This is a genomic window from Arthrobacter sp. ISL-48 (assembly GCF_018613805.1).
GTDB lineage: Bacteria > Actinomycetota > Actinomycetes > Actinomycetales > Micrococcaceae > Arthrobacter.
The window spans coordinates 144,678-144,914 of sequence record NZ_JAGGPL010000021.1; the positions used below are offsets into that span (position 1 = coordinate 144,678).

At 67.5% G+C, this 237-nt stretch carries 1 protein-coding gene; it reads right to left on the reverse strand.

The genetic code is table 11. The features are described from left to right. On the reverse strand, positions 1 to 237 hold a 237-nt coding region (locus J7E83_RS17990; RefSeq protein ID WP_214964962.1), incomplete at both ends, for an ATP-binding protein.

Sequence of the window (237 nt, forward strand, 5' to 3'; positions counted from 1 at the left end):
TGACCAGTTCCTGAGGCAGTCGCCCGCCCTGGTGTGCTGTCTGGAGCCGGGCGACCCAGTCGATGGCCGTGGCGAACAGGACCCGGTGACCGAGCTGGGTGGCCCTTAGTCCCAGACCGGTGGCGAGGTGTGTTTTACCGGTTCCGGGCGGTCCGAGCAGGACGATGTTGGAGGCTTCGGTGAGGAACGCGCCGGTGGCCAGGTGCGCGATGATGTCGCGTTTGAGGCCGGGCTGGT